Origin of the sequence: Pseudomonas sp. Q11 (assembly GCF_024494355.1) — a bacterium.
GTDB classification, from domain to species: domain Bacteria; phylum Pseudomonadota; class Gammaproteobacteria; order Pseudomonadales; family Pseudomonadaceae; genus Aquipseudomonas; species Aquipseudomonas hefeiensis.
This window is the reverse complement of sequence record NZ_JAKNQY010000005.1, coordinates 17,965-44,585: the sequence shown is the minus strand read 5'-3', so window position 1 is coordinate 44,585 and position 26,621 is coordinate 17,965. Positions and strand designations below refer to the sequence as shown.

24 protein-coding genes and 1 pseudogene are annotated in these 26,621 nt (G+C 60.4%); 12 read left to right on the top strand and 13 right to left on the bottom strand.

Annotation, left to right across the window (positions count from 1 at the left end):
- Positions 1–125 precede the first annotated feature (125 nt).
- Positions 126–2,135 (top strand): DNA helicase Rep, encoded by a 2,010-nt coding sequence (gene rep / locus MA884_RS07345; protein ID WP_256229781.1) that lies wholly within the window; start codon positions 126–128, stop codon positions 2,133–2,135.
- Positions 2,136–2,204: 69 nt separating this feature from the next.
- A complete protein-coding gene (locus tag MA884_RS07340) occupies positions 2,205–2,777 on the top strand; it encodes a xanthine phosphoribosyltransferase (protein WP_256229780.1) in 573 nt (190 codons plus the stop codon).
- Between the two features lie 219 nt (positions 2,778–2,996).
- On the opposite strand, the gene MA884_RS07335 is transcribed toward MA884_RS07340, so the two are convergent.
- The 6 genes from MA884_RS07335 to dadA form a co-directional block, all read right to left on the bottom strand.
- Complete coding sequence (locus MA884_RS07335) at positions 2,997–4,919, bottom strand: acetyl-CoA hydrolase/transferase C-terminal domain-containing protein (protein WP_256229779.1); 1,923 nt, start codon at positions 4,917–4,919, stop codon at positions 2,997–2,999.
- A gap of 136 nt (positions 4,920–5,055) precedes the next feature.
- The gene (locus MA884_RS07330) at positions 5,056–5,478 is read right to left on the bottom strand and encodes a cytochrome c5 family protein (RefSeq protein ID WP_256229778.1); all 423 of its coding nucleotides are present in this window, start codon (positions 5,476–5,478) and stop codon (positions 5,056–5,058) included.
- A gap of 171 nt (positions 5,479–5,649) precedes the next feature.
- Positions 5,650–6,198, bottom strand: coding sequence for a cupin domain-containing protein (locus tag MA884_RS07325; RefSeq protein ID WP_256229777.1), 549 nt, complete (start codon positions 6,196–6,198; stop codon positions 5,650–5,652).
- Between the two features lie 129 nt (positions 6,199–6,327).
- Positions 6,328–7,401 carry an alanine racemase gene (gene alr, locus MA884_RS07320; protein ID WP_256229776.1) on the bottom strand — a complete coding sequence of 358 codons (1,074 nt, stop codon included), beginning with the start codon at positions 7,399–7,401 and terminating at the stop codon, positions 6,328–6,330.
- Between the two features lie 93 nt (positions 7,402–7,494).
- Positions 7,495–7,848, bottom strand: coding sequence for a RidA family protein (locus MA884_RS07315; RefSeq protein WP_256229775.1), 354 nt, complete (start codon positions 7,846–7,848; stop codon positions 7,495–7,497).
- A complete protein-coding gene (dadA, locus tag MA884_RS07310) occupies positions 7,820–9,124 on the bottom strand; it encodes a D-amino acid dehydrogenase (RefSeq protein ID WP_256229773.1) in 1,305 nt (434 codons plus the stop codon). Before dadA ends, MA884_RS07315 begins: the two co-directional genes overlap by 29 nt.
- A 155-nt stretch (positions 9,125–9,279) precedes the next feature.
- Here dadA and MA884_RS07305 point away from each other — a divergent pair, with 155 nt between their 5' ends.
- The gene (locus tag MA884_RS07305; protein ID WP_003206849.1) at positions 9,280–9,768 is read left to right on the top strand and encodes an Lrp/AsnC ligand binding domain-containing protein; all 489 of its coding nucleotides are present in this window, start codon (positions 9,280–9,282) and stop codon (positions 9,766–9,768) included.
- Between the two features lie 135 nt (positions 9,769–9,903).
- On the opposite strand, the gene MA884_RS07300 is transcribed toward MA884_RS07305, so the two are convergent.
- Positions 9,904–10,257 (bottom strand): YkgJ family cysteine cluster protein, encoded by a 354-nt coding sequence (locus tag MA884_RS07300; RefSeq protein ID WP_003206850.1) that lies wholly within the window; start codon positions 10,255–10,257, stop codon positions 9,904–9,906.
- Positions 10,258–10,403: 146 nt separating this feature from the next.
- On the opposite strand from MA884_RS07300, the gene MA884_RS07295 reads away from it, so the two are divergent.
- The gene (locus MA884_RS07295; protein WP_256229772.1) at positions 10,404–11,717 is read left to right on the top strand and encodes an FAD-binding oxidoreductase; all 1,314 of its coding nucleotides are present in this window, start codon (positions 10,404–10,406) and stop codon (positions 11,715–11,717) included.
- 133 nt (positions 11,718–11,850) lie between these two features.
- Here MA884_RS07295 and MA884_RS07290 read toward each other — a convergent pair whose 3' ends face one another.
- The gene (locus MA884_RS07290) at positions 11,851–12,096 is read right to left on the bottom strand and encodes a DUF1127 domain-containing protein (protein ID WP_256229771.1); all 246 of its coding nucleotides are present in this window, start codon (positions 12,094–12,096) and stop codon (positions 11,851–11,853) included.
- A gap of 179 nt (positions 12,097–12,275) precedes the next feature.
- On the opposite strand from MA884_RS07290, the gene MA884_RS07285 reads away from it, so the two are divergent.
- The gene (locus tag MA884_RS07285; RefSeq protein WP_256229769.1) at positions 12,276–13,709 is read left to right on the top strand and encodes a PLP-dependent aminotransferase family protein; all 1,434 of its coding nucleotides are present in this window, start codon (positions 12,276–12,278) and stop codon (positions 13,707–13,709) included.
- Positions 13,710–13,770: 61 nt separating this feature from the next.
- The gene (locus MA884_RS07280; RefSeq protein ID WP_256229767.1) at positions 13,771–15,339 is read left to right on the top strand and encodes a phospholipase D family protein; all 1,569 of its coding nucleotides are present in this window, start codon (positions 13,771–13,773) and stop codon (positions 15,337–15,339) included.
- A gap of 39 nt (positions 15,340–15,378) precedes the next feature.
- On the opposite strand, the gene MA884_RS07275 is transcribed toward MA884_RS07280, so the two are convergent.
- Together MA884_RS07275 and MA884_RS07270 are read right to left on the bottom strand one after the other, a co-directional pair.
- Positions 15,379–16,521 (bottom strand): MFS transporter, encoded by a 1,143-nt coding sequence (locus MA884_RS07275; RefSeq protein WP_256229766.1) that lies wholly within the window; start codon positions 16,519–16,521, stop codon positions 15,379–15,381.
- Between the two features lie 190 nt (positions 16,522–16,711).
- On the bottom strand, positions 16,712–18,205 hold the full coding sequence (locus MA884_RS07270) for an aldehyde dehydrogenase (protein WP_256229765.1): 1,494 nt from the start codon (positions 18,203–18,205) through the stop codon (positions 16,712–16,714).
- Between the two features lie 245 nt (positions 18,206–18,450).
- Here MA884_RS07270 and MA884_RS07265 point away from each other — a divergent pair, with 245 nt between their 5' ends.
- Positions 18,451–18,813: a cupin domain-containing protein gene (locus MA884_RS07265; RefSeq protein WP_256229764.1), complete on the top strand. Its 363-nt coding sequence runs from the start codon at positions 18,451–18,453 to the stop codon at positions 18,811–18,813.
- Positions 18,814–19,016: 203 nt separating this feature from the next.
- Here the strand turns inward: MA884_RS07265 and rpmG are convergent, their stop codons facing one another.
- Both rpmG and rpmB read right to left on the bottom strand, forming a co-directional pair.
- On the bottom strand, positions 19,017–19,172 hold the full coding sequence (gene rpmG, locus MA884_RS07260) for a 50S ribosomal protein L33 (protein WP_003177274.1): 156 nt from the start codon (positions 19,170–19,172) through the stop codon (positions 19,017–19,019).
- A gap of 11 nt (positions 19,173–19,183) precedes the next feature.
- Positions 19,184–19,417 (bottom strand): 50S ribosomal protein L28, encoded by a 234-nt coding sequence (rpmB, locus tag MA884_RS07255; RefSeq protein ID WP_003229474.1) that lies wholly within the window; start codon positions 19,415–19,417, stop codon positions 19,184–19,186.
- Positions 19,418–19,853: 436 nt separating this feature from the next.
- On the opposite strand from rpmB, the gene MA884_RS07250 reads away from it, so the two are divergent.
- Positions 19,854–21,443 carry an ABC transporter substrate-binding protein gene (locus MA884_RS07250; protein WP_256229763.1) on the top strand — a complete coding sequence of 530 codons (1,590 nt, stop codon included), beginning with the start codon at positions 19,854–19,856 and terminating at the stop codon, positions 21,441–21,443.
- A gap of 95 nt (positions 21,444–21,538) precedes the next feature.
- Here the strand turns inward: MA884_RS07250 and radC are convergent, their stop codons facing one another.
- Entirely contained in the window at positions 21,539–22,213 is a 675-nt protein-coding gene (radC, locus tag MA884_RS07245) for a DNA repair protein RadC (RefSeq protein WP_256229762.1), read from the bottom strand.
- 145 nt (positions 22,214–22,358) lie between these two features.
- Between radC and coaBC the strand changes: the two genes are divergently transcribed.
- The 4 genes and pseudogenes from coaBC to argB all read left to right on the top strand — a co-directional run bounded on the left by coaBC (position 22,359) and on the right by argB (position 26,615).
- Entirely contained in the window at positions 22,359–23,567 is a 1,209-nt protein-coding gene (gene coaBC, locus MA884_RS07240; protein ID WP_256229761.1) for a bifunctional phosphopantothenoylcysteine decarboxylase/phosphopantothenate--cysteine ligase CoaBC, read from the top strand.
- A 5-nt stretch (positions 23,568–23,572) separates the two neighbouring features.
- Positions 23,573–24,028: a dUTP diphosphatase gene (gene dut, locus MA884_RS07235; RefSeq protein ID WP_256229759.1), complete on the top strand. Its 456-nt coding sequence runs from the start codon at positions 23,573–23,575 to the stop codon at positions 24,026–24,028.
- Positions 24,029–24,279: 251 nt separating this feature from the next.
- A pseudogene (locus tag MA884_RS07230) lies at positions 24,280–25,683 on the top strand (phosphomannomutase/phosphoglucomutase); the annotation flags it as partial.
- Between the two features lie 26 nt (positions 25,684–25,709).
- A complete protein-coding gene (gene argB / locus MA884_RS07225; RefSeq protein ID WP_092394989.1) occupies positions 25,710–26,615 on the top strand; it encodes an acetylglutamate kinase in 906 nt (301 codons plus the stop codon).
- The last annotated feature ends 6 nt before the right edge of the window (positions 26,616–26,621 follow it).

Here is a 26,621-nt window from a genome sequence, read left to right as displayed (position 1 = left end):
TGCGTGAAAGTAGCAAAAGCGGCAAATGACAATACTGTGTTACGTCACAAGTCGGACAGAGCAGCACAATTCTCTGAGCCTGTTAAAATGCCGGCCCATTTCGCAAACGACTCCCTGACCCTGTCATGTCCCGACTCAATCCCCGGCAGCAAGAAGCCGTGAACTATGTCGGCGGCCCTCTTTTGGTGCTCGCCGGTGCAGGCTCCGGCAAGACCAGTGTGATCACCCGCAAGATCGCGCACCTGATCCAGAACTGCGGTATCCGCGCCCAGTACATCGTCGCCATGACCTTCACCAACAAGGCCGCCCGGGAAATGAAGGAACGGGTCGGCGGCCTGCTGCGCGCCGGTGAAGGTCGTGGCCTGACGGTCTGCACCTTCCACAACCTGGGCCTGAACATCATCCGCAAGGAACATGCACGGCTGGGCTACAAGCCGGGTTTCTCGATTTTCGACGAGACCGATGTCAAGGCGCTGATGACCGACATCATGCAAAAGGAATACTCGGGCGACGACAGCGTCGACGAGATCAAGAACATGATCGGCGCCTGGAAAAACGATCTGATCCTGCCGCCCCAAGCCCTGGAAAACGCCCGCAATCCCAAGGAACAGACCGCCGCCATCGTCTACGCCCATTACCAGCGCACGCTCAAGGCGTTCAACGCGGTGGACTTCGACGACCTGATCCTGCTGCCGGTCAAGCTGTTCCAGGACCACGCCGACATCCTCGAAAAATGGCAGAACAAGGTCCGCTACCTGCTGGTGGATGAATACCAGGACACCAACGCCAGCCAGTATTTGCTGGTGAAGCTGCTGATCGGCATCCGTAACCAGTTCACCGTGGTGGGCGACGACGACCAGTCGATCTACGCCTGGCGCGGCGCGCGGCCGGAAAACCTGATGCTGCTCAAGGAAGATTACCCGTCGCTCAAAGTGGTAATGCTGGAGCAGAACTACCGCTCCACCAGCCGCATCCTGCGTTGCGCCAACGTGCTGATCTCCAACAACCCCCACGAGTTCGAAAAGCAACTGTGGAGCGAGATGGGTCACGGCGACGAGATCCGTGTGATCCGCTGTCGCAACGAAGACGCCGAAGCCGAGCGCGTGGCCATGGAAATCCTCAGCCTGCACCTGCGCACCGACCGGCCGTACAGTGATTTTGCCATCCTGTATCGCGGTAACTACCAGGCCAAGCTGATCGAGCTGAAGTTGCAGCATCACCAGATCCCGTATCGCCTGTCGGGGGGCAACAGCTTCTTCGGGCGCCAGGAAGTGAAGGACCTGATGGCTTACTTCCGCCTGATCGTGAACCCGGACGACGACAACGCCTTCTTGCGGGTGATCAACGTCCCGCGCCGGGAGATCGGCTCGACCACCCTGGAAAAACTCGGCAACTACGCCACCGAGCGCAAAATTTCGATGTACGCCGCCACCGATGAAATCGGCCTGGGCGAGCATCTGGACAGCCGCTTCACCGACCGTTTGGCGCGCTTCAAGCGCTTTATGGACAAGGTGCGCGAACAGTGCGCCGGCGAAGACCCGATCTCGGCGCTGCGCAGCATGGTCATGGACATCGACTACGAGAACTGGCTGCGTACCAACAGCTCCAGCGACAAGGCAGCGGACTACCGCATGGGCAACGTCTGGTTCTTGATCGAGGCGTTGAAAAACACCCTGGAAAAGGACGAAGACGGCGACATGACCGTCGAGGACGCCATTGGCAAACTCGTGCTGCGGGACATGCTTGAACGCCAGCAGGAAGAGGAAGACGGCGCCGAAGGCGTGCAGATGATGACTCTTCACGCCTCCAAGGGTCTGGAATTCCCCTACGTGTTCATCATGGGCATGGAAGAAGAAATCCTGCCCCACCGCTCCAGCATCGAAGCCGACACCATCGAAGAAGAGCGACGCCTGGCCTACGTCGGTATTACCCGCGCACGTCAGACGCTGGCCTTTACCTTCGCCGCCAAGCGCAAGCAATACGGCGAGGTGATCGACTGCGCCCCGAGCCGCTTCCTCGATGAGCTGCCGCCGGACGACCTGGCCTGGGAAGGCAATGACGACACACCGACCGAGGTCAAGGCCGTTCGCGGCAACAGCGCCCTGGCCGATATACGAGCGATGCTCAAGCGCTAGAATCGACTACTTTTTACCGAACTTTTTTCCAAATCCAGGGGCGCCGAAGGCGTCATTAAAGGAGGCTTGATGGAAGCCCTGCACCAGAAAATTCGTGAACACGGCATCGTACTTTCCGACCAGGTTCTGAAAGTCGATGCTTTTCTGAACCACCAGATCGACCCGCAATTGATGAAGCTGATCGGCGACGAATTTGCCGCGCTGTTCAAGGATTCGGGCATCACCAAGATCGTCACCATCGAAGCCTCGGGCATTGCCCCAGCGATCATGACCGGCCTGAACCTGGGCGTTCCGGTGATTTTCGCCCGCAAGCAACACTCCCTGACCCTCACGGAAAACCTGTTGTCCGCGACCGTGTATTCGTTCACCAAAAAGACCGAAAGCACCGTGGCCATCAGCCCCCGTCACCTGACCAGCAGTGACCGGGTGCTGATCATTGATGACTTCCTGGCCAACGGCAAAGCGTCCCAGGCGCTGATCTCCATCATCAAGCAGGCCGGCGCCACCGTGGCCGGCTTGGGAATCGTGATCGAAAAGTCGTTCCAGGGTGGACGCGCGGAGCTGGATGCCCAGGGGTATCGGGTTGAATCCCTGGCCCGCGTGCAATCGCTGGCCGGGGGGGTCGTGACGTTTATCGACTGACCACCCTGCATCCGGCCTGTGGGAGCAAAGCTCGCTCGCGAGGCGGCCTGACAGCCGGCCTGGTTCTTTCGGCTGTATACCCATCGGACCAGTTTGAGCAGAACCTGCATCCCTGTGGGAGCGAGCCTGCTCGCGATAGCGGTGGATCTTTGTTACATCGATGTGCCGACAGATCGCTATCGCGAGCAGGCTCGCTCCCACAGGGGGTTTTGCAACCTGTTAAGGCGCGGTGATCTTAAGACCAGCGAGCAACAAGCGCTGGCCCAGCTCTTCTTTCAGCCCTTCGGGGCTCGCCAGCTGCATCCGCTCCAAATGCTCGGGAAACTCCGACGGCGGCGGCGCATCCAGCGCCGCCTTGCCCAGCTCCAGCATTTCGGTGAGTTTGAACTTGCTCTTGAGCCAGTTCAGCGCTCGCAGCAGGTCCCGTTCTACACCGTCAAAATCACAACCCAGCGGGTATTCCGGAAACAGATTCGGATGCCGCGCCTCGATGGCGTGCAAGCGCACCGAGGTGTTATCAGTGAACCGTGGATCAAGGCGGAAATCCTTCGGCAACTTGCCGGCATTTTGCGCCTGCTCGATCAGCTCCGGCTGGAAGCGTGAGTCGCTGATGTTCAGCAGCGCCTCGATCACTGCGGCATCAGTCTTGCCCCGCAGGTCAGCGATACCGTATTCAGTCACCACGATGTCTCGCAGGTGCCGGGGAATGGTGCAATGGCCGTATTCCCAGACGATGTTCGAACTGATCTCTCCCCCCGCCTCGCGCCAACTGCGCAGGAGCAAAATGGAACGCCCGCCCTCCAGCGCATGGCCTTGGGCAACGAAGTTGTACTGCCCGCCCACGCCGCTGAGTACGCGACCATCTTCCAGCTGATCCGCCACCCCGGCGCCCAGCAAGGTCATGGTGAAAACCGTGTTGATGAAGCGTGCGTCGAGTCGCTGCAGACGCTTGAGTCGTTCCTGGCCGTACAATTCGTTGATGTAACTGATGCGGGTCATGTTGAATTCGAGGCGCCGACTCTGTGGCAGCTCGCGCAAGCGCTCGTAAAAGCTGAGCGGACCGAGGAAAAATCCGCCATGGATGCAAATGCCGTCGGGTTGCGCCGCCTCGTCGAGGGTGCCGGCGTTGGCCTGTTCCTGGGTCGGCTCGTCGGGATAGACCTTGCGCCGGATGATCCCGGCCTCCGCCAGCACCAGCAAGCCGTTGACGAACATTTCGCTGCAGCCGTACAACCCTTTGGCAAACGGTTCGACCCCGCCCTCGCGCTCGATCAACTGCGCCCACTGGCTGAGATTCAGCTCCGCCAGCAACGCCTGGTAACCGGCATTATCGGCCTGACGCGCCAGCAACGCCGCCGTCAACGCATCGCCCATGGAGCCGATGCCGATCTGCAACGTACCGCCGTCTCGCACCAGAGTACTGGCGTGCAGGCCGATCATATGATCCTGAAACCCCACCGGCATGTTCGGCGTGGAAAAAAGCGCGTGGCTGTCCTTTTCATCGATCAGCAGGTCGAACGTGTCGATGCCAACTTCCGCATCACCGGGCATGTAGGGCAAATCGCTGTGAACCTGGCCCACCATGAGGATGGTCTCCCCCGCCGCGCGCCGCTTGGCGATCATCGGCAACAGGTCGAGAGTGATGTCCGGGTTGCAACTCAGGCTCAGGCGGTCAGGATGCTGCGCATCACTGGCCACCAGTTGCGCGATCAGGTTCAAGCCGGCAGCGTTGATGTCCCGCGCGGCGTGGCTGTAGTTGCTGCTGACGTAATCCTGCTGGGCCGACGCGCTGTGTAACAGGCTGCCCGGTTGCAGGAAGAATTGCTGGACGTGGATGTTGGCCGGCAGGCTGTCGCGGTGCAGATCGGCGAGGTAATCCAGTTCCGGATAATCGCCAAAGACCCGTTCGATAAAGGGTTCGAGAAAACGCTTCTGCAACCCATCACCCAGGTTTGGTCGGCCCAGGCTCAGAGCGGTGTAGATGGTCAGGTGTCGCTCGGGCAATTGCGCGATACGCCGGTACAGGGCGTTGGCGAACAGATTGGGTTTGCCCAACCCCAGAGGCATCCCCAGATGAATGTGCGCCGGCAGGCGCGCGAGTACGTCATCCACCGCCTGTTCGATTGAACACAACTGCACCATCCGACCCTCCGGGACATTCCATGAATGTGGGTTGGACCGAGCTTGCCGGGTCTTGGTTGCGATGAACAGTCTTTGTAAAACCACCGGGCACAAAAAAGCCGCTCGCAAGCGGCTTTCTTGCGGAAGATGCTGGTTATTACAGACCCGACATCTCTTTGATGGCGCCCTTGAGTTCGTCATCCGAGCAATCGGCGCAAGTACCTTTAGGCGGCATGGCATTGATGCCAGAGATAGCTTTGGCAAGCAGCCCATCAAGGCCGCCTTCTTTCTTGGCACGTTCACCCCATGCCGCTGCATCGCCGATCTTCGGAGCATCCAGCAGGCCGGTGCCGTGGCAAGCGTTGCAGTGTTTTGCAATAACATCCTTCGGCGTCTTGGCTCCACCTCCGCCAGCCGAAGCCACGACTTCCATGCCCTTGCATTCCTGCCCCTGAACGCAGACCTGGCCGACCGGTTCAAGGCGCTTGGCGATTTCGTCGTTGGGCGCCGCTTGGGCGCTGGCTGCCCATAGGGCCAATACGGTTGCTGGTACAGCCAGCATTTTCATAATTAGATTCACGCGTACACCCTCAATGGTGGCTAGTCACGCCTGCGGCCACGGTTTGCAGGCGGGCGCAAGTATAGCGGTAAGGCCGTCACACTGAAACAACCCCAAAGTCGCAAGGGTCTTGTTTGTCATGACAGCTTATCTTTCGGGCGCCTTTGCCGTGCAGGCCCGGCGCCTCTTTTCCTAGAAATTGGCCGGTGTGGCTGCGCTGATCAGTCGCGCCGGCGCATCGAACGGATTACGGAAACGATGTGGTTTGGTGCTCTCGAAATAGTAGCTGTCGCCCGCTTCGAGTACGAATGTTTCGACGCCGACCACCAATTCCAGCCGCCCTTCCACCAGGATCCCGGTTTCCTCACCCTCATGGGTAAGCATCTCGTCACCGGTATCGGCGCCAGGCGGGTAGATTTCGTTCAGAAAGGCAATCGCCCGGCTCGGATGCGCCCTGCCCACCAGCTTCATGGTGACGGCACCGTCGGAAATGTCGATCAATTCGTTGGCTTTGTAGACGATCTGAGTCGGTTTCTCCTGAAGGATTTCCTCGGAGAAAAACTCGACCATGGACATGGGAATCCCGCCAAGAACCTTACGCAGCGAGCTGATCGAGGGGCTGACACTGTTTTTCTCGATCATCGAAATGGTGCTGTTGGTGACGCCCGCGCGCTTGGCGAGTTCACGCTGGGAAAGGCCTTTGAGTTTACGAATGGATTGCAGTCGTTCACCGACGTCCAATGCTGGAGCCTCCAGGGAATCAGGTTGTGTGGAAAGTGAGCGTTATCATGGCGACAGCGTTCAGTATTTACAACACTTTGACCCCAATCCCGTGCGGTGAAGCGACTTTCGGTAGGTTGCGCTTTTGCGTCAGCCCCCGGAATAGAGCCGTGGCACCCGTCGCAGGTTGCAGAAAATCTGATAAGGAATCGTGCTGGCCGCTTTTGCGACATCGCTGGCCAGGATCGTCTTGCCCCACAGTTCCACGGTCGAACCGAGCCCGGCCTGGGGGATATTCGTCAAGTCGACACACAGCATGTCCATGGAGACCCGTCCAACCAGCTGACTGCGCTGCCCGTGCACCAGCACCGGCGTACCGTTCGGCGCCTGGCGCGGGTAACCGTCGGCGTACCCCATGGCAACCACGCCGACCCGCGTCGGTTGCGCGGTGACAAAACGGGCGCCATATCCCACCGGCTCGCCGGCGGGCAATTCACGCACGCTGATGATCTTCGACTCCAGTGTCATGACCGGCTGCAGCCGCGCGGCAACGGCGTTGGCTTCCTCGAAGGGTGTCGCGCCGTACAGCATGATGCCTGGCCGCACCCAGTCGCTGGGCATTTGCGGCCAGCCCAGCACTGCTGGGGAGTTGCGCAAACTGATCTGCGCTGCCAGCCCCTGGCGGGCCGCCTCGAACACCGCCAGTTGCTCGGTGCTGCTGGGATCGTGCAGCTCGTCGGCGCGGGCGAAGTGACTCATCAACACGATCTTCGCCACCTTGCCGCTGGCCAGCAGTCGACGATAGGCCGCCTGATAATCCGCCGGATGCAGCCCCACCCGATGCATCCCCGAGTCGAGCTTGAGCCAGACCGTAATCGGCTTGTTCAGGGTCGCGTTTTCAATCGCTTCGAGCTGCCACAACGAATGCACCACACACCAGAAATCGTGTTCGACGATCAGCGACAGTTCATCGGCCTCGAAGAATCCTTCCAGCAGCAAGACCGGCCCACGAATCCCGCCGGCCCGCAGTTCCAGCGCTTCTTCGATGCACGCCACGGCGAAACCGTCGGCCGTGTCCTGCAAAGCCTCGGCGCAGCGCACCGCGCCATGCCCATAGGCATCGGCCTTGATCACCGCAAGGGCTTTGGCCCCCGTGACTTCGCGGGCCAATTGGTAGTTGTGACGCAAAGCTTGAAGGTCGATCAGGGCACGGGCTGGACGCATGGCGGCAGGCTTCTAGGCGGACTCGGTAAAAAAACGGTGCTGGCTGACGGCGTGAACCACCAACAGCACCGCAAGAGGGATCGTTTTCCGGGTTTAAGGCAGCGCCGCCACGACGGACAGTTCCACCAGGATTTCCGGTTCGCACAGCTTGGCTTGCACAGTGGCCCGGGCCGGCGCGACGCCGCGGGGCAACCATTTGTCCCAGATCGCGTTCATGCCTTCGAAATGGGCGTCAATGTCCTTCAGGTAGATCGTCACCGACAACAGATGATTTTTGTCGGTCCCGGCCAGGTCCAGCAAACGCTCGATATTGGCCAGGGTTTCGCGGGTCTGCTGCTCGATACCGGCACTCATGTCCTCGCCAACCTGCCCGGCCAGGTAAACGGTGCCGTTGTGCAGGACGGCCTGACTCATGCGGTCATTGGTGAGCTGGCGCTGGATTGACATGTTTTGCAGACTCCTGGTGTTTACTGCCATAACGGGAAATATCGAGGCCTTCGGCGCTGATCTGTGGTTTTTTCTTCGCCATCAAATCCGCCAGCAAGCGACCGGAACCACAGGCCATGGTCCAACCGAGGGTGCCATGGCCGGTGTTCAGGAACAGGTTCTTGAACGGAGTGGCCCCCACGATCGGCGTGCCATCCGGGGTGGTCGGACGCAGGCCGGTCCAGAAACTGGCCTGGGCCAGATCGCCGCCCTGAGGATAAAGGTCGTTGACGATCATCTCCAGGGTTTCACGCCGCCGCGGGTTGAGGGACAGGTCAAAACCGGCGATTTCCGCCATGCCGCCGACGCGGATGCGGTTGTCGAACCGGGTAATCGCGACCTTGTAGGTTTCGTCGAGAATGGTCGAGGTCGGTGCCATCGCCGGGTTGGTGATCGGCACGGTCAGGGAATAGCCCTTGAGCGGATACACCGGCGCACGAATGCCCAGCGGCTTGAGCAATTGCGGCGAATAGCTGCCCAAGGCCAGGACGTAGCGGTCGGCGGTTTCCAGCTTGCCGTCGATCCAGACGCCGTTGATGCGATCACCGGCGTAGTCCAGGCGCTGGATATCCTGGCCAAAGCGGAATTGCACACCGAGTTTCACAGCCATTTGCGCCAGACGCGTGGTAAACATCTGACAGTCGCCAGTCTGGTCATTGGGCAGCCGCAAGGCGCCGGCCAGGATATCGGTGACATTGGCCAATGCCGGCTCGACGCGGGCAATGCCTTCACGGTCCAGTACTTCAAAGGGCACACCGGACTCTTTCAGCACGGCGATGTCTTTGGCCGCGCCATCAACCTGAGCCTGGGTACGGAACAATTGAGTAGTCCCCAGACTGCGGCCTTCGTAGGCAATCCCGGTTTCGGCGCGCAGTTCGTCGAGGCAGTCGCGGCTGTACTCGGACAGGCGCACCATGCGTTCCTTGTTGACGGCATAACGATTGGCGGTGCAGTTGCGCAGCATCTGCGCCATCCACAGGTACTGGTCGATGTCGGCGGTGGCCTTGATCGCCAGCGGTGCATGGCGCTGCAGCAGCCACTTGATGGCCTTGAGTGGCACACCTGGCGCGGCCCACGGCGAGGCATAACCCGGCGATACCTGGCCGGCGTTGGCAAAACTGGTTTCCATGGCTGGCGCCGGCTGACGATCAACCACCACGACTTCAAACCCGGCACGGGCCAGGTAGTAAGCACTGACGGTACCGATGACGCCGCTACCTAAAACCAGAACGCGCATGTTGATGCCCTCATCGCGGATAACCGCTGACGTTTTGTTGTACAGCCCCTAATGTGCGCAGTTTAGAAAAGATCAGGCAGTGCTTTTCACTATATAAATGCCTATATTTGGCGAGAATTCTCGGCAAAAACCCTTTTCATGGAGGCGCATCACCTGTGCGGACCAACACTCAGACCAAACGTGAGCTGGACAAGATCGATCGCAACATCCTGCGCATCCTCCAGGCAGATGGACGAATTTCCTTTACGGAGCTTGGGGAAAAGGTCGGCCTCTCCACCACGCCCTGCACCGAGCGGGTTCGTCGCCTGGAGCGCGAGGGCATCATCATGGGCTACAACGCCCGGCTCAATCCGCAGCATTTGAAGGGTAGTCTGCTGGTGTTTGTCGAAATCAGCCTCGACTACAAGTCCGGCGACACCTTTGAAGAGTTCCGGCGCGCGGTGCTGAAATTGCCTCACGTGCTCGAATGCCATCTGGTTTCAGGCGACTTTGACTATCTGGTGAAAGCGCGGATTTCCGAGATGGCTTCGTACCGCAAGCTGTTGGGCGACATCCTGCTCAAACTGCCCCACGTGCGCGAATCCAAGAGTTACATCGTGATGGAGGAAGTGAAGGAGAGCTTGAACCTGCCGATTCCGGATTGAGGGCAGCCTTCTGGCAACGGTCGTCTGGATGGCTGCTTCGCGAGCGGGCTCGCTCCCACATCAGGCGGTGGGCAACGGAGATCCATTGTGGGAGCGAGCCTGCTCGCGAAAGCCCCGACTCGGTATCCCTGCCTGCTAAACCAACACCTGCCGGGTGCTGGCCATGTACTCATGAATTTGCTTCTCGACCCGGGGATGGATCAACTCCACCGGCCGTCGTCCGTTGGGACACGGCAAGGTGGCGGTGGTGCCGAACAACCGGCAGATCAGCGGCCGCTCGTCATAGACCGTGCAGCCATTGGGCCCCAGGTGCACGCAGTCGAGCGCTTCCATGGCCGCGTCCTGTTCGGCGCGGGTCTTGCGTGGCAAGCGGGCCATTTCCTCGGGCGAGGTGGTCACTGGCCCACAGCAGTCATGACAGCCCGGTACGCACTCGAACGAGGGAATCTGTTGGCGCAGCGTGCGGATCTTTTGACTGTTACAGCTCATCGAGGCGGCTACCAAGGCGGGACAATCCAGGATTCTGCACGAAAAGCCTTATCCCAGACAGCGCCAACCGACCGGTGTTGCCCGTGGATGAATCCCCGGCTTATGCTCCGTAAAATTTCTCAAACACGATAATCAGGATTACGCACATGAACGCCCGTGTTCAGCAACCTGTCCCGAGCCATTCGCACGCCGCCTCTTACTACGCCGCCAGTAGCCTGCCGCAACCGGACCATCCGCTGCTGCAAGGCGAACTGGTGGCGGATGTCTGCGTGGTAGGCGGCGGGTTCTCGGGGTTGAACACGGCGATCGAACTGGCCGAGCGCGGCATGAGCGTAGTGCTGCTGGAAGCGCACAAGATCGGCTGGGGTGCCAGCGGGCGCAACGGCGGCCAGTTGATTCGCGGCGTCGGTCACGGCCTCGATCAATTCGCCCCGGTCATCGGTGCCGACGGCGTACGCCAGATGAAACTCATGGGCCTTGAGGCGGTGGAAATCGTCCGACAACGGGTCGAGCGTTTTCAGATCCACTGCGACCTCACCTGGGGTTATTGCGACCTCGCCAACAAAGCGGGCGATCTGGATGGTTTCGCTGAGGACGCCGAGGAGCTGCGCAGTCTGGGTTATCGCCATCAGACCCGGCTGCTGCAAGCCCACGAAATGCACAGTGTGGTGGGTTCGGATCGCTACATCGGCGGCCTGATCGACATGGGCTCGGGCCATCTGCATCCGCTGAACCTGGCCCTTGGCGAAGCCAGCGCCGCGCAGCAACTGGGGGTCAGGCTGTTTGAACAATCAGCGGTCACACGCATTGATTACGGTCCTGAAGTGAAGGTGCATACCCAACAGGGCGCGGTCCGGGCCAAGACCCTGGTGCTGGGCTGCAACGCTTACCTCAATGGACTGAACAACGACCTCAGCGGCAAAGTACTGCCCGCCGGCAGCTACATCATCGCCACTGAACCTTTGAGCGAGGCTCAGGCCCAGGCATTATTGCCGCAAAACATGGCGGTCTGTGATCAACGGGTGGCGCTGGATTACTACCGGCTTTCAGCGGATCGACGCTTGCTGTTCGGCGGGGCCTGCCATTACTCGGGGCGCGATCCGCAAGACATCGGCGCGTACATGCGTCCGAAAATGCTCAAGGTGTTCCCGCAACTGGCGCAGGTGAAAATCGACTATCAATGGGGCGGGATGATCGGCATCGGCGCCAACCGCTTGCCGCAGATCGGCCGACTCAAGGATCAGCCCAACGTGTACTACGCCCAGGCCTATTCCGGTCATGGGGTGAATGCCACGCACCTGGCCGGCAAGCTATTGGCCGAGGCCATCAGCGGACAGCAAGGCGGTGGCTTCGATCTGTTCGCCCAGGTGCCGCACATGACCTTCCCGGGCGGGAAGCATCTGCGCTCGCCACTGTTGGCGTTGGGGATGCTGTGGCATCGGTTGAAAGAGTTGGTCTAAAGAACTTCAGCACTACGGATGACGCTATCGCGGGCAAGCCTTGCTCCCACAGGTCAATTTCAAATCTGTGGGAGCAAGCAAATCGGTGGGAGCAAGGCTTGCCCGCGATAGCAATCTCAGGACCCACACCGCTTTAAAGCCGCCAGAACGGCTTCAACCCCTCCTCCCGCGCCTGCTCCCGACTGAGTCCGATATCACGCAACTGTTCGGGTGTTAGTTCCAACAAGGCCTTGCGTGTATGCAGGCGACACCAGAACAGGGCCCAGCGGCTCAGGCCGGACGGGGCACTGCGCAACACCGCATTGCGTAGCTCCTTTTCCTGCCCCGCCGCCAGCTCCTGGCTGTGTAACGTCAGCCGCACATCGCTCAAGCCGTTCATTTTGATCGCTCCTGTTTACTTGGGTAGCCAGAGCTTTCATGATGCGCGGACGGCCAGAACCAATACAGATTCAAACAGTGTGTTTTATATACATACAGATTGCGACTTTTTGACGCTGAATTGTCTTTTTCCACCCCAACTGTATTGGTTCCCGTTGTCCACTTCATCGAGAGCGCGCCATGACCCTTTATGTGAACCTCGCCGAATTGCTCGGCACCCGCATCGAACAGGGCTTCTACCGTCCCGGTGACCGGCTGCCGTCAGTACGCGCGCTGAGCATGGAGCACGGCGTCAGCCTGAGTACGGTGCAGCAGGCCTACCGCGTGCTGGAGGACAGTGGGCTGGCGATGCCAAAACCCAAATCAGGGTATTTCGTCCCGGCCAGCCGCGAACTGCCGGACCTGCCGGTAGTGGGTCGCCCAGCCCAACGGCCGGTGGACATTTCCCAATGGGACCAAGTGCTGGAACTGATACGCGCGGTGCCGCACAAGGATGTGGTGCAACTAGGCCGCGGCATGCCGGATATCAACTCGCCGACCATGAAACCGCTGCTGCGCAGCCTGGCGCAGATCAGCCGCCGGCAAGACATGCCGGGCCTGTATTACGACAACATCTACGGCAACCTCGCGTTGCGCGAACAGATTGCTCGCCTGTCGCTGGACTCCGGTTGCAAACTGGGCGCCGGCGACCTGATCGTCACCACGGGCTGTCACGAAGCGCTGTCGGTCAGCATCCGCGCCACCTGTGAACAGGGCGATATCGTCGCGGTGGACTCACCCAGCTTTCACGGCGCCATGCAAACCCTCAAAGGCCTGGGCATGAAGGCCCTGGAAATCCCCACCGACCCGCTCACCGGTATCAGCCTGGAAGCCCTTGAGCTGGCGCTGGAGCAATGGCCCATCAAGGCCATACAGTTGACGCCAAGTTGCAACAACCCGTTGGGCTACATCATGCCCGAGGCCAACAAGCGCGCCTTGCTGACCTTGGCGCAGCGCTTCGATGTGGCGATTATCGAGGACGATGTGTACGGGGAACTGGCCTACACCTACCCGCGGCCCCGCACGATCAAATCCTTCGACGACGATGGTCGCGTCCTGCTCTGCAGTTCTTTTTCCAAGACATTGGCTCCGGGCTTGCGAGTTGGCTGGGTCGCACCGGGCCGCTATCTGGAACGGGTACTGCACATGAAATACATCAGCACCGGCTCCACCGCACCACAACCGCAGATTGCCATTGCGGAGTTCCTCAAGGGCGGACATTTCGAACCGCATTTGCGTCGGATGCGCAGCCAATACCAACGCAATCGCGACATCATGATCGACTGGGTCAGCCGTTATTTTCCGCCCGGCACCCGCGCCAGCCGCCCGCGGGGCAGCTTTATGCTCTGGGTCGAGTTACCCGAAGGCTTCGACACACTCAAGCTCAATCGGGTCCTGCATGACCAAGGCGTGCAGGTAGCGGTCGGCAGCATATTTTCAGCCTCGGGCAAGTACCGCAATTGCCTGCGCATGAACTACGCTGCCAAACCAACGGCACAGATCGAGGACGCCGTACGCAAGGTCGGCGCCGCGGCCATTGCGTTGTTGAACGAAACCCGACTCGACGCCGTCTGAGCTTTACTCAGGGAAGCAGCACCCACAAGCCGATCAACGCAAACAAGCGGAACGAGCCTACGTGAGACCCAGACCCATCCTGCCTGTGCTCCTGCTAGTTACCTCGTTACTGGGCGGCTGCGCCAGTTTTGACATCACCCGCGAACCCTCCCAAGCGCTACCGGCAACCGAATCTTCGTTTGGCCGCTCGGTACAGGCCCAGGCCGCTCCACACGAGGGACGCTCGGGCTTTCGCCTGCTATCTGACAGTACCGACGCCTTCTCCGCCCGGGCCGAACTGATCCGCAACGCCCAAAGCAGCCTGGATTTGCAGTACTACATCGTTCATGACGGCATCAGCACGCGAATGCTGGTGGATGAATTGCTCAAGGCCGCTGACCGGGGCGTGCGCGTGCGCATCCTGCTGGATGACACCACCAGCGATGGCCAGGATCAGACCATCGCAACCCTCGCCGCTCATCCGCAGATCCAGATCCGCCTGTTCAACCCACTCCATCTGGGGCGTGCCACCGGGGTAACCCGCAGCCTGGGGCGGCTGCTCAACCTGTCACTGCAACACCGGCGCATGCACAACAAACTCTGGCTGGCGGACAACAGCATGGCCATCGTAGGCGGGCGCAACCTGGGGGATGAATATTTCGACGCTGAACCCAATCTGAACTTTACCGACATCGACCTGCTTGGCGTTGGGCCGGTGGCCGAACAATTGGGGCACAGCTTCGACCAATACTGGAACAGCGCCCTGAGCAAACCCATCGAACAATTCCTGTCCCGTCGGCCAACCGCCCAGGATCTGGCCAACAGCCGCCTGCGCCTGCAAGAGTCACTGGAGCAGACGCACAAGGAAAATCACGCGCTTTACCAGCAGTTGACTTCCTACCGGACCCAACCGCGCCTGGACACCTGGCGCAGTCAGTTGATCTGGGCCTGGAACCAGGCGTTGTGGGATGCACCCAGCAAAGTACTGGCCGATGATGAGCCAGACCCGCAGTTGTTGCTGACCACACAATTGGGCCCGGAGCTGACGGGGGTCAAGGAAGAACTGATCATGATTTCGGCCTACTTCGTGCCCGGCCAGCCTGGGCTGGTGTACCTGACCAGCCGCTCCGATGCCGGGGTGGCGGTGAGTCTTTTGACCAACTCCCTGGAAGCCACCGACGTACCGGCGGTGCACGGCGGGTACGCGCCGTATCGCAAGGCTTTGCTGCAACATGGCGTACGGCTGTACGAACTGCGCCGCCAGCCCGGGGAGACGGGTGGCAGCAGCCCACACTTGTTCTACAGCAAGTCCTACGGCGAATCGGACTCCAGCCTGCATAGCAAGGCGATCATCTTCGACCGGCAGAAATCCTTCATCGGCTCGTTCAATTTCGACCCGCGTTCAGTGCTGTGGAACACTGAAGTCGGTGTGCTGGTCGACAGCCCGGAACTCGCCGGCCAGGTACGCGAACTGGCCTTGCAGGGCATGGCGCCGGCCCTGAGTTACCAGGCCCGCCTGAAGGACGGGAAGCTGGTATGGACCACCGAAGACAACGGCCAACTGCATGACCTGGAACGCGAACCCGGCAGTTGGTGGCGCCGCTTCAACGCCTGGTTCGCCACCACCGTTGGGTTGGAGCGAATGCTGTAGGAACCACAGGTTCACTACGTCCCCAAGGCTGCACTTGGTTCAGGCAGGTTGCGTGGCGCCAAACGCTCCTTGGCGCAACAACAGAATCACCAACCCGAACGCCCCCGCCGCCATGAACAAGGGCAGCGCATGCCCACTGACCCACTGACTGCCCGCCCCCGCCGCCAGCGGACCAATCAGGCAACCGATCCCCCACAACTGCGCAATATGGGCGTTGGCCCGCACCAGTGCATCGTCGCGATAACGCTCGCCGATCAGAATCAGTGACAAGGTGAACAACCCGCCCGCGCTGGCGCCAAACAGCACCCACAGTGGCCAGATCAGCAAGGTATCGATCAGCAGTGGAACCGCCAGGCTCGACAACATCAGCGCCACTGCGCAGCCCGTGAACAGCGACCGGCGTGACAGGCGGTCAGCAAGGGCGCCAATGGGCAACTGCAACAACGCATCACCGACCACTACAGTACTGACCATCGCCAGCGCGATGTCGGCGCTGAAGCCCTGACGCAAACAGTAAACCGGCAGCAAGGTCAGGATCATTGCCTCGAACGCCGCGAACAAGGACACCGCCCAGGCGATTGCCGGCAACCCCCGACAAAACGCCCATAGATCCTTGAAAGTGACGCCGCAGGCTTCACTGGTGGGTGCGCCGCTACGTCCCAGCAACAGCAATGGCGAGACCAGCAGCAGACCGACACCCACCCAGAAGCCGTAATCGTGATCAGTCCCCAGCGCGCCCAGCAGCAAAGGGCCAGACAACTGACTCAGGGCGTAGCTGCTGCCGTACAGCGCCACCAACCGTCCGCGCCATTGTTCGATCACCAGTTGGTTGATCCAGCTTTCGCCAAGAATGAACACCAGGGTCAGGACTACGCCAATCATCAGCCGCAGCGCCAACCAGACCGGATAGCTGGGCAACAGCGCCAGCAACCCGATGGATAGCGCCCCACCCCATAGGCACAAGCGCATCAACGCCGCCGTGCCAAAACACGCCGCGAGCCGGCTCGACACCTTGGCCCCGACCAGCACCCCAACGGCCGGCATGGCGGCCATCACTCCGATGGCAAACGAACCATAACCCCAGCCTTCCAGACGCAGCGACACCAGCGGCATGCTCACGCCCAGGGCAAGGCCGACACTCAGGACAGACGCCAACACGGCGAAATAGGTCGCCCAACGCATTTCCACGCTCCTGTGGATGGTTATCGATTTTCAGGCATCACCACAAAACACTGTGGGAGCGAGCCTGCTCGCGATAGCGGAGCAACATTCAACAGAGTCGTCGACTGTCACACCGCTATCGCGAGCAGGCTCGCTCCCACAGGGGACCAGCGCTGCATGCAGCCCCGAACAGGATCCGGGGCCGTCCCTGTCAGAGCTTGATCCAGGTCGCCTTCAGTTCGGTGTACTTGTCGAACGCATGCAGCGACTTGTCGCGGCCGTTACCCGACTGCTTGAAGCCGCCGAACGGTGCGGTCATGTCGCCGCCGTCATACTGGTTGACCCATACACTGCCAGCACGCAACGCCTTGGCAGTCAGGTGAGCCTTGGAAATGTCCTTGGTCCATACCGCCGCGGCCAGGCCGTACGGCGTGTCGTTGGCGATCTGGATGGCCTCTTCGGCGGTGTCGAAAGCGATGACCGACAACACCGGACCGAAAATCTCTTCCTGGGCGATTTTCATGGCGTTGCTCACACCGTCGAAAATCGTCGGTTCGACATAGGTACCGCCGGTTTCTTCGAGGATCCGCTTGCCGCCGGCCACCAGCTTGGCGCCGTCGCTGTGACCGGCCTCGATGTAGGACAGCACGGTGTTCATCTGCTGGGTATCCACCAGAGCGCCGACATTGGTGGCCGGATCCAGGGGGTTGCCAGGTTTCCAGCCCTTGAGGGCCTCAATCACCAGTGGCAGGAAGGTGTCCTTGATGGAACGCTCCACCAACAGCCGCGAGCCGGCGGTGCAGACTTCGCCCTGGTTGAAGGCGATAGCGCTGGCGGCGGATTCGGCGGCGGCTTGCAGGTCCGGGGCATCGGCAAAGACGATGTTCGGGCTCTTGCCGCCAGCTTCCAGCCAGACACGCTTCATGTTGGATTCGCCAGAGTAAACCATCAATTGCTTGGCGATTTTGGTGGAGCCGGTGAACACCAGGGTATCAACGTCCATGTGCAAGGCCAGGGCCTTGCCGACGGTATGACCGTAGCCAGGCAGGACGTTGAGCACGCCTTTGGGAATACCGGCCTCGACAGCCAGCGCAGCAATGCGGATGGCCGTCAGCGGGGATTTTTCCGACGGTTTGAGCACCACCGAGTTACCGGTGGACAGCGCCGGGCCGAGTTTCCAGCAGGCCATCATCAGCGGGAAGTTCCACGGCACGATAGCGCCGACGACGCCCACCGGTTCACGGGTCACCAGGCCCAACTGATCGTGCGGGGTCGCGGCCACCTCGTCGTAGATCTTGTCGATGGCTTCACCGCTCCAACTGAGCGCTTGAGCTGCACCGGGGACGTCGATGTTCAGGGAGTCGCTGATCGGCTTGCCCATGTCCAGGGTTTCGAGCAGGGCCAGCTCTTCGGCGTTCTGCTTGAGCAGACCGGCGAAACGAATCATCGTCGCTTTGCGCTTGCTCGGCGCCAGGCGCGACCAGACGCCGGAATTGAAGGTCGCGCGGGCGTTTTCGACGGCGCGCTGGGCGTCGGCGACATCGCAACTGGCGATCTTGCCCAGCACACGGCCGTCCACCGGGCTGAGGCATTCAAAGGTTTCGCCAGACACCGCATCGGTGTATTCGCCGTTGATGAAGGCACGGCCTTCGATGGTCAGGTCGCGGGCGCGTTGTTCCCAGTCGGCACGAGTCAGGGTGGTCATGCGAGTGTCCTCCTCTTATTGAGTACGAACGCCACGCTAGGCGTAGCGCTCCAAGAATTCTGCCCTGCCAGCCTGTTTTCGGCGCTGTTTTCGGCGCGGGGCACCCGCCACCCTAAACCAGCGGCTGGTAATGTTTCAATATATTTGACACAACGCTGGCAAACGGCCTTGCGATGTTCGTTTTAATAAACATAGACTTTGGCTCTTCCAGCCATTCGCGCCGTCATTACCGGGGGAATTACCGTATGAGCATCCAGGACATCGTCGATTTCAGCCAGGCCAATACCACCGCCGAACGCTATCGCCCGGACCCGGCCAAAGTGCTCAAGGGCGACCCCGAGCAAGCGGTGTTCAATCACTACAACAGCCCTTGCGGGCAAATGAATGCAGGTGTGTGGGAAGGTGCAGTCGGCCAGTGGACTGTGAACTACACCGAACATGAGTACTGCGAAATCGTCCAGGGCGTTTCCGTGCTGCGCGACAGCGAGGGCAATGCCAAGACCCTGCGGGCCGGCGACCGTTTCGTGATCCCGGCGGGGTTCAAGGGCACTTGGGAAGTGTTGGAGCCGTGTCGCAAGATTTATGTGGTGTTTGAACAGAAGGCTTGAGGATTTGCATCGTTAGATCTGGCCTCATCGCGAGCAGGCTCGCTCCCACAGGGAGTTGTGTTTGCCTAAAACTCAGGCATTACACAGCTGCAATGTGGGAGCGAGCCTGCTCGCGATGAGGCCCCGACCGGCAACAAAATCCGGCAACAAAAAAGGCCCGTATCTCGCGATACGGGCCTTTTTCGTAAGTAGGGAAAAATCAATTACTTGATTTTGCCTTCCTTGTAGATCACGTGCTTGCGAACAACCGGATCATATTTCTTGATCTCGATTTTGTCCGGGGTAGTACGCTTGTTCTTGTCGGTAGTGTAGAAGTGACCAGTACCGGCGCTCGAGATCAAACGAATCAATTCACGCATGATTAGCTCCCTTAAATCTTGCCATCGCGGCGAAGTTCGGCGAGCACGACACTGATGCCACGCTTGTCGATGATACGCATGCCTTTGGCAGATACGCGCAGACGCACAAAACGTTTCTCTTCTTCAACCCAGAAGCGGTGATGCTGCAGGTTCGGCAGGAAACGACGACGGGTTTTGTTGTTTGCGTGGGAAATATTATTCCCAGTCACCGGACCCTTACCGGTAACTTGACAGACTCTCGACATGCCTCAGCCCTCTAAAACCACATGCCCAACCCGGCATGGGTTGGCCGCTTAATCTCTCAGTCATTTGGCGCCAGGCGCCGCGTTTCTTTAAGGGTCTTACCGGCTACACCTACAGTGAAGGAACCGGGCCCCTAGAAAAGAGCGCTGCTTTATACCAGAAAGACCACAGCGCAACAACAGCCGGTGTGATTTGTCTTCGTTGGAAAGCGCCGAGCAACGCCCCCGAACGGCTGGGGCACAGGCTGGCGCCGCCTTTGACCGCTCGTCGCTGCCGGCCGGTTTTTTTAACCGATGCCGAGCTTGAGCCGCTAATACTGCGGCGCAGGGTGCCGGAAAATGCAAAAAGGGGATAGTCATTTTCCAACGAGGCCACTAGGGTAGGTCTTTTCCAGACTGCACATGCAGATGGGCCTTCGACTTGCACAGGAAACCGACCATGCGCCTCGCTGCCCTCCCACTGTTGCTCGCCCCTCTGCTGATCAGCCCGCTGGCTCAGGCAGCCGCCCTGAGCGTTTGTACCGAGGCCAGCCCGGAAGGGTTCGATGTCGTTCAATACAACTCGCTGACCACCACCAATGCGTCCGCCGACGTGCTGATGAATCGCCTGGTGGATTTCGACACCGCCAGCGGCAAGGTCATCCCCAGTCTCGCCGAGAGCTGGGAAGTCTCGTCCGATGGACTGACCTATGTGTTCAAGCTGCGCCCCCAGGTCAAATTCCACCGTACCGAGTACTTCACACCGCGCCGCGATCTGACCGCCGAGGACGTGAAGTTCAGCTTCGAGCGCATGCTTGACCCGGCGAATCCCTGGCACAAGGTCGCGCAGAGCGGTTTCCCCCACGCCCAGTCCATGCAGCTACCGACGCTGATCAAGAAAATCGACGCGCTGGATCCGCTGACTGTGCGCTTCATCCTCGATCACGCGGACTCGACCTTCCTGGCCACCTTGAGCATGGGCTTTGCCTCCATCTATTCGGCTGAATACGCCGACCAATTGATGAAAGCCGGCACACCAGAAGTGCTCAACAACCAGCCCATCGGCACCGGCCCGTTCATTTTCAGTCGGTTCCAGAAAGACGCTTCGATTCGCTACAAAGCCAACCGCGACTATTTCGACGGCAAGCCTCAAGTGGATCCACTGATCTTCGCCATCACGCCAGACGCGAATGTGCGCCTGCAAAAACTGCGGCGCAACGAATGCCAGATCGCTCTGTCACCCAAGCCGCAGGACGTACAGGCCGCCAAGCAGGAGCCTACGTTGAAAGTGGCGCAGACCGACGCTTTCATGACCGCATTCGTGGCGATCAACAGCCAGCATCCGCCCTTCGACAAGCCCGAGGTTCGACAAGCCGTCAACCTGGCCTTCGACAAGGCCAGCTACCTCAAGGCGGTCTTCGAAGGTACCGCCGAAGCGGCCAAGGGCCCCTACCCACCGAACACCTGGAGCTATGCCAAAAACTTGCCCGGCTACGCCTATGACCCTGCCAAGGCCCGTGACCTTCTGGCCAGGGCAGGTTTGAAGGAAGGCTTTCAGACCACCATCTGGACCCGCCCTTCCGGCAGCCTGCTGAACCCCAACCCCAGCCTGGGCGCGCAACTGTTGCAGGCCGACCTGGCGCAAATCGGCATTCAGGCCGAGATCCGGGTGATCGAATGGGGCGAACTGATCCGTCGCGCCAAAGCCGGCGAACATGATTTGCTGTTCATGGGCTGGGCCGGCGACAACGGTGACCCGGACAACTTCCTCACGCCGCAGTTTTCCTGCGCGGCGGTCAAGTCCGGCACCAACTTCGCCCGTTACTGCAACCCGGACCTGGATAAAGTGATCAGCGCCGGCAAGACCACGAGCGAACAAGGCGTGCGCACCAAGCTCTACGAACAGGCCCAGGCACAAATCCAGCAACAGGCCCTGTGGCTACCCCTGGCGCACCCGACCGCGTTCGCGCTCACCCGCAAGGATGTGCAGGGTTATGCGGTGAGTCCGTTTGGGCGCCAGGATTATTCGAAGATAAGCTTCAAGCCGTAAGCTTCAAGCTTCAAGCGCAAGTCAAGAGCAAACCGCTCTAGCTTGAAGCTTGAAGCTTGAAGCTTGAAGCTTGAAGCTGATAGCTTCCCGCTACTTCACATCCACCCACACTCCGCCATCGACAACGGCTCCCCGTCGCCGACGATGAAATGGTCGAGCACCCGCACGTCGATCAGCTCCAGGGCCTCCTGAAGCCGCTCAGTGAGCACCCGGTCGGCCTGGCTGGGCTCGGTGTTGCCGGAAGGGTGGTTGTGGCACAGGATCAGCGCAGCGGCGTTGTGGGCCAGGGCCCTCTTGACCACCTGCCGGGGATGGACACTGGCGCTGTCGATAGAACCGCGAAACAGCGCCTCGAAGGTCAGTACCTGATGCTTGGAATTAAGAAACAGGCAACCGAACACCTCGTGGGGTTCGTGGCGCAGCATGGACTTCAAATACTCACGAACCGCGAATGGGCTTTCCAGCGATGTCTTTTCCCGCACCTGTTCAGCCAAATGCCGCCGACTCATTTCCTGAGCCGCCTGCAGTTGGGCAAACTTCGCCGGCCCGAGCCCCATGTGATTGCTGAACGTGATCTGATCCGCTTCAAGCAGCGCGCGCAGGCTGCCAAATTGAATCAACAGTTGTCGCGCCAGATCTACCGCGCTTTTGCCGGACACCCCGGTCCGTAAAAAAATCGCCAGCAATTCGGCGTCCGAAAGACTTCCCGCCCCTAACGCCAGCAACCTCTCCCTTGGCCGCTCGGCCACCGGCCAATCGCGAATACTCATAGCATCTCCCTGATTGTGGGCGCCGCTGTTCCGTAGCGGTCGCTGTGATATCGTAGCCCATCTTTTTTGCAGGCGATTTGCACCCAGGCAGGCTGCTGCCCCGGGGTTCGCCCTGCACTGACCACTGAAATCGAAAGGCAGGCCTATGCAGCGGCTGTATCGGAAACGCATCGTTCTGGGCGTCGGCGGCGGCATTGCCGCCTACAAGAGCGCCGAGCTGGTCCGCAGGCTTATCGACCAGGGCGCGGAAGTGCGGGTCGTCATGACCCGTGGCGGCAGTGAATTCATCACCCCGCTGACCATGCAGGCCCTGTCCGGGCACCCGGTCCACCTGGATCTGCTCGACCCGGCGGCTGAAGCCGCCATGGGTCATATCGAACTGGCCAAGTGGGCCGACCTGGTGCTGATCGCCCCGGCCACGGCCGACCTGATCGCCCGCTTGGCCCAAGGCATCGCCGATGATTTGCTGACCACCCTGGTGCTCGCCACCGACGCCGTGGTTGCCATCGCGCCGGCCATGAACCAGGCCATGTGGCGCGATCCGGCCACCCAGGCCAACCTGCAACTGCTCCAAAGTCGCGACCTGAAAATCTTTGGCCCGGCTTCCGGCAGCCAGGCCTGCGGCGATGTCGGCATGGGTCGCATGCTCGAAGCCAATGACCTGGCCCAGTGCGCCGCCGACTGTTTCCAACGCCAGGCCCTGACCGGCAAGCATGTGCTGATCACCGCCGGACCGACCCAGGAAAACATCGACCCGGTGCGCTACATCACCAACCACAGCTCCGGGAAAATGGGCTTCGCCCTGGCCGAAGCCGCCGTGGAAGCCGGTGCCCGGGTCACGCTGATCACCGGCCCCGTGCATTTGCCAACCCCTGATCGGGTGACCCGCATCGACGTGGTCAGCGCCCGGGACATGCTGGCGGCCTGCGAAGCGGCCATCCCGTGCGACCTGTTCATCGCCTCGGCGGCGGTGGCGGACTACCGCCCCGAAGTCGTCGCCCCGCAAAAATTGAAGAAAGACCCTACAAGCGGCGACGGTCTGCTACTACAAATGGTGCGTAACCCGGACATCCTCGCTACCATTGCTACCCGTCCCGACCGCCCGTTCAGTGTCGGCTTCGCCGCCGAAACCGAGCACCTGCTCGATTACGCCGCGCGTAAGCTCAAGGACAAGAACCTGGACCTGATAGTCGCCAACGACGTCGCCAACCCGAGCATCGGTTTCAACAGCGAAGAAAACGCCTGCAGCGTGATCGACCGCCAGTTGCACGCCACACTTTTCGCCCAGACCAGCAAGAGCAAGATTGCCCGCCAGCTGATCACTTTTATCGCCGAACGGCTGAACCAGGTTTAATTGACATGCACGCTCTACAAGCCAAGATCCTCGACCCTCGCATCGGCACCGAATTCCCGCTGCCGCACTACGCCACACCGGGCTCCGCCGGCCTCGACCTGCGGGCGATGCTCAAGCAGGACACGCTCCTGGAGCCGGGCCAGACCTTGCTGATCCCAACCGGCCTGTCGGTGTATATCGGCGACCCGGGCCTGGCCGCCCTGATTCTGCCGCGCTCGGGCCTGGGCCATAAGCATGGCATCGTGCTGGGCAACCTGGTGGGCCTGATCGATTCCGATTACCAGGGCGAACTGATGGTGTCGTGCTGGAACCGCGGTCATACGACATTCAATATCGCCGTGGGCGAGCGCATCGCCCAACTGATGCTGGTACCGGTGGTCCAGGCCCACTTCGAACTGGTAGAAGAGTTCGACGAGAGCCAGCGCGGCGCTGGCGGCTTCGGACATTCCGGCAGTCACTGATCTGCTGCTTCAGGCCGGGCGCCCTTCCCGGCCCGTTTATTAAGCTTCTGTTTCAGGACGAAAAATGCGCCCAGGCTCGCTGCAAGGTTTCCCGCCCGGAATCAACGTATTAGGCGATGGAGGTCGAGGTAACGCTGTCTCATGGCACTTTCCCACCACGAACTCTCTGTCAAAAACGCCGTCATACCCTTCAGTTTGAGCCTGCCGACGCGAACCGTCGGCCTCTCCAGTCATTTTCCTGATAGAGCGCCCCGCCCATGAACACCCCAGCCGCAATCGCCCCGATCTTTCCTGACAGCATCTTCCGCGCCTACGACATCCGTGGCGTGGTACCGGAAACCCTCACCGCCGAAACCGCCTATTGGATCGGCCGCGCCATCGGCTCCCAGAGCCTGGCCCAAGGTGAACCGAACGTGTGCGTCGGTCGCGATGGCCGCTTGTCCGGCCCCGAGCTGGTTGAACAATTGATCAAAGGGGTTGCCGACAGCGGGTGCCATGTCAGCGACGTGGGCCTGGTGCCGACGCCAGCGCTGTACTACGCCGCCAACGTTCTGGCCGGTAAATCCGGTGTGATGCTCACCGGCAGTCACAACCCGTCGAACTACAACGGCTTCAAGATCGTCATCGCCGGCGACACCCTCGCCAACGAGCAGATCCAGGCCCTGCACACCCGCCTCAAGACCAATGACCTGAGCAGCGGCCAAGGCAGCGTCACCAAGGTGGATATCCTCGAGCGCTACAACGATGAAATCGTCAAGGACGTGAAGCTTGCCCGTCGGCTGAAAGTGGTGGTTGATTGCGGCAACGGCGCGGCCGGCGTGATCGCCCCACAACTGATTGAAGCCCTGAACTGCGAAGTCATCCCGCTGTTCTGCGAAGTGGACGGCAACTTCCCCAACCATCACCCGGACCCGGGCAAGCTGGAAAACCTGCAAGACCTGATCGCCAAGGTCGAGGAAACCAACGCCGACCTGGGCCTGGCCTTCGACGGCGATGGCGACCGCGTGGGCGTAGTCACCAACACCGGCAGCGTCGTGTTCCCGGACCGCCTGCTGATGCTGTTCGCTCGCGACGTGGTGGCGCGCAACCCGAACGCGGAGATCATTTTCGACGTTAAATGCACCCGCCGCCTGGTGCCGCTGATCAAGGAATACGGCGGTCGCCCACTCATGTGGAAAACCGGCCATTCGTTGATCAAGAAGAAAATGAAGCAAAGCGGCGCCCTGCTGGCCGGCGAGATGAGCGGTCACATCTTCTTCAAGGAGCGCTGGTTCGGTTTCGACGACGGCATCTACAGCGCCGCGCGCCTGCTGGAGATCCTCAGCAAAGAGAAATCCACGGCCGAAGAGCTCTTCGCGACCTTCCCGAACGATATTTCTACGCCGGAAATCAATATCCATGTGACCGAAGAGAGCAAATTCAGCATCATTGATGCACTGCACGACGCTCAATGGGGCGAAGGGGCCGAACTGACCACCATCGACGGTGTGCGGGTCGACTATCCCCAAGGCTGGGGCCTGGTTCGCGCGTCCAACACCACGCCGGTGCTGGTGCTGCGTTTCGAAGCCGACAACGAAGCCGAACTGCAGCGCATCAAGGATGTGTTCCACACCCAACTCAAACGTGTTGCACCCGATCTTCAACTACCGTTCTGATTTTTGAAGCACCACCGGAGCCCTGAATGACCCTCGAACGCGAAGCCGCCGCCAATACCGCCAAGGTCCTGTCCGAAGCGTTGCCTTATATCCGACGCTATGTCGGCAAGACCCTGGTGATCAAATACGGCGGCAACGCGATGGAGAGCGAGGAGCTGAAAACCGGCTTCGCCCGCGACATCGTGCTGATGAAGGCCGTGGGCATCAACCCGGTGGTCGTTCACGGTGGCGGCCCACAGATCGGTGACCTGCTCAAGCGCCTGTCGATCGAGAGCCACTTCATCGACGGCATGCGCGTCACCGACTCGCAGACCATGGATGTGGTGGAAATGGTCCTCGGCGGCCAGGTCAACAAGGACATCGTCAACCTGATCAACCGTCATGGCGGCAGCGCCATCGGCCTGACAGGTAAAGACGCCGAGCTGATCCGGGCGAAAAAACTCACCGTCACCCGCCAGACGCCGGAGATGACCCAGCCGGAAATCATCGACATCGGCCATGTGGGCGAAGTGGTCGGGATCAACACCGACTTGCTGAACCTGCTGGTCAAGGGCGACTTCATCCCGGTAATCGCGCCCATCGGCGTCGGTGCCAACGGTGAGTCGTACAACATCAACGCCGACCTGGTGGCGGGCAAGGTTGCCGAAGCACTGAAAGCCGAAAAGCTGATGCTGCTGACCAACATCGCCGGCCTGATGGACAAGACCGGCAAGGTCCTGACCGGATTGTCGACTCAACAGGTCGATGAACTGATCGCCGACGGCACCATCTACGGCGGCATGCTGCCGAAGATCCGCTGCGCACTGGAAGCGGTCCAGGGCGGCGTTGGCAGCTCCTTGATCATCGACGGCCGCGTACCGAATGCGATTTTGCTGGAAATCTTCACCGATACCGGCGTGGGTACGTTGATCAGCAATCGCAAGCGTCCGTAAGCGACA

Coding starts and splice junctions, on each gene's coding strand:
- MA884_RS07335 (WP_256229779.1), bottom strand. CDS start 4,919: ATGGTGCAGTTGTGTTCAATCGAACAGGCGGTGGATGACGTACTCGCG.
- MA884_RS07295 (WP_256229772.1), top strand. CDS start 10,404: ATGAACGCCCGTGTTCAGCAACCTGTCCCGAGCCATTCGCACGCCGCC.
- MA884_RS07300 (WP_003206850.1), bottom strand. CDS start 10,257: ATGAGCTGTAACAGTCAAAAGATCCGCACGCTGCGCCAACAGATTCCC.
- radC (WP_256229762.1), bottom strand. CDS start 22,213: ATGAGTATTCGCGATTGGCCGGTGGCCGAGCGGCCAAGGGAGAGGTTG.
- rpmG (WP_003177274.1), bottom strand. CDS start 19,172: ATGCGTGAATTGATTCGTTTGATCTCGAGCGCCGGTACTGGTCACTTC.
- MA884_RS07265 (WP_256229764.1), top strand. CDS start 18,451: ATGAGCATCCAGGACATCGTCGATTTCAGCCAGGCCAATACCACCGCC.
- MA884_RS07290 (WP_256229771.1), bottom strand. CDS start 12,096: ATGAACGGCTTGAGCGATGTGCGGCTGACGTTACACAGCCAGGAGCTG.
- MA884_RS07285 (WP_256229769.1), top strand. CDS start 12,276: ATGACCCTTTATGTGAACCTCGCCGAATTGCTCGGCACCCGCATCGAA.
- rpmB (WP_003229474.1), bottom strand. CDS start 19,417: ATGTCGAGAGTCTGTCAAGTTACCGGTAAGGGTCCGGTGACTGGGAAT.
- rep (WP_256229781.1), top strand. CDS start 126: ATGTCCCGACTCAATCCCCGGCAGCAAGAAGCCGTGAACTATGTCGGC.
- coaBC (WP_256229761.1), top strand. CDS start 22,359: ATGCAGCGGCTGTATCGGAAACGCATCGTTCTGGGCGTCGGCGGCGGC.
- MA884_RS07340 (WP_256229780.1), top strand. CDS start 2,205: ATGGAAGCCCTGCACCAGAAAATTCGTGAACACGGCATCGTACTTTCC.
- dut (WP_256229759.1), top strand. CDS start 23,573: ATGCACGCTCTACAAGCCAAGATCCTCGACCCTCGCATCGGCACCGAA.
- alr (WP_256229776.1), bottom strand. CDS start 7,401: ATGCGTCCAGCCCGTGCCCTGATCGACCTTCAAGCTTTGCGTCACAAC.
- MA884_RS07270 (WP_256229765.1), bottom strand. CDS start 18,205: ATGACCACCCTGACTCGTGCCGACTGGGAACAACGCGCCCGCGACCTG.
- MA884_RS07275 (WP_256229766.1), bottom strand. CDS start 16,521: ATGCGTTGGGCGACCTATTTCGCCGTGTTGGCGTCTGTCCTGAGTGTC.
- MA884_RS07315 (WP_256229775.1), bottom strand. CDS start 7,848: ATGTCAATCCAGCGCCAGCTCACCAATGACCGCATGAGTCAGGCCGTC.
- argB (WP_092394989.1), top strand. CDS start 25,710: ATGACCCTCGAACGCGAAGCCGCCGCCAATACCGCCAAGGTCCTGTCC.
- MA884_RS07250 (WP_256229763.1), top strand. CDS start 19,854: ATGCGCCTCGCTGCCCTCCCACTGTTGCTCGCCCCTCTGCTGATCAGC.
- dadA (WP_256229773.1), bottom strand. CDS start 9,124: ATGCGCGTTCTGGTTTTAGGTAGCGGCGTCATCGGTACCGTCAGTGCT.